Source organism: Janthinobacterium sp. PSPC1-1 (assembly GCF_049897625.1).
Lineage (GTDB): Bacteria > Pseudomonadota > Gammaproteobacteria > Burkholderiales > Burkholderiaceae_D > Janthinobacterium > Janthinobacterium tructae.
Window position 1 is genome coordinate 1 of record NZ_JAFCWP010000032.1, and the last position, 865, is coordinate 865.

The window sequence follows — 865 nt, forward strand, 5'->3', positions numbered from 1 at the left end:
CGTTCCGCCGTCAGTTCCGGACGGTGCAGATAGCCGCGCGCCAGGCCCGCACCACCCACATACAGTTCTCCGACGGCACCCAAGGGCAATAAATGCAGACGAGCGTCCAGCACATACACCTGCACGTTGGCGGCAGGACGGCCGATGATGACCGGCGCTCCAAGCTGCAGTTCCGCCGTGCTGACGCACACCGTATTTTCCGTTGGTCCATAACCGTTAAAGATACGGATTTTTTCCAGCCAGTGCTGCACCAGCTGCACGTTGCTCGCCTCCCCCACCAGAGCAATATTTTCAAAAGCATAGGCCCGATCCCGGTTCAGATGTGCCAGCAATGCCGGCGGCAGGGTCGCATGGGTGATCTGCTGCGCCACCAAATATGCTTCCAGCGCGGCCGGATCATGGCGCTGCGTCTCCGTGCAGATATACAGCGCCGCGCCTTTCAGCAAGGCCGACACCCATTCAAACGTTGCGGCATCAAAGCTCAGCGATGCAAAACACAGCATCCGGCTGCCTTCCCTGATGCCGAACAGGTCCTGCACGCCCAGATTCACCAGGCCCCGGTGTTCGATCATCACCCCCTTGGGCTGGCCCGTCGAACCCGATGTATAAATCACATAGGCCAGGTGCTGTGCACCCTGCCCGGCGCAGCGCGCCAAGTTGGCCGTGCCAGATGCCTGCAATGTCGACAGCATCTCGGGTGTATCCAGGCTCACCACGCACAAGCCTTCCCGCTGGCCCGTAAAACGGCTCACCGTGGCGCGCAAAGCCTGTTGCGTCAACAACAGCGCAATGCCGCTGTCTTCGGCCATGTAGGCCAGGCGTTCCTGCGGATACGCCGGGTCCAGCGGCACATACGCGCCGCCCG

1 protein-coding gene is annotated in these 865 nt (G+C 61.6%); it reads right to left on the reverse strand.

The window, feature by feature from the left end; translation table 11 throughout:
• The coding region (locus tag ACP7EG_RS27680; protein ID WP_426090247.1) for an AMP-binding protein at window positions 1-865 on the reverse strand (865 nt) is incomplete at both ends.